Annotated in this window: 1 protein-coding gene; it reads left to right on the top strand. The window is 53.7% G+C overall.

Going from position 1 to position 590, the window contains the following annotated elements:
• Positions 1 to 144 precede the first annotated feature (144 nt).
• On the top strand, positions 145 to 590 hold a 446-nt coding region (locus ACYVJ4_RS17760; RefSeq protein WP_460461414.1), incomplete at its 3' end, for a phage terminase small subunit P27 family.

The raw sequence follows: 590 nt of genomic DNA on the forward strand, positions 1-590 counted from the left end.
ATATTTGGTCAAAGGGGGAGGGCGGGTAAAAACCTCAGGGGAATCAGCCTAAAGGACCGCCGCCTAACCTCTTTTCACATCGCCGCAGGTTAGAAAACTTTTTTATGGGGTCCCCCATTCGATGATTAATAGGAGTTTTCGATTATGTCTGGACCACCGAAAACCCCGACCCATCTACGTTTGGTGAGGGGTAACCCATCAAAACGCCCGATCAATGAGAACGAACCAAAACCCCCTTCAGGGGTACCCCCAACGCCGAAGCATTTCGATAAGCAGGGGAAATACTGGTTTAAACGGATGGCCGACGAGCTTGATGCTATCGGTGTGATGTCTCAGCTGGACGCCAGAGCCCTTGAGCTGCTGGTTGAGGCTTATACCGAATACCGGCATCACTGCGACACGCTTGAAGTTGAGGGCTACACCTACCGGACCGAAACGCAGAGCGGGGATGTACTGATCAAGGCTCACCCCGCCGCCATCATGAAAGCTGATGCCTGGAAACGTCTGCGTGCCATGCTTGGTGAGTTCGGCATGACGCCAGCCAGCCGCACGAAAGTGAATGCAAAAGGTCCTGATGCGGTTGACCCGCT

It is taken from the genome of Angustibacter peucedani (assembly GCF_054779595.1).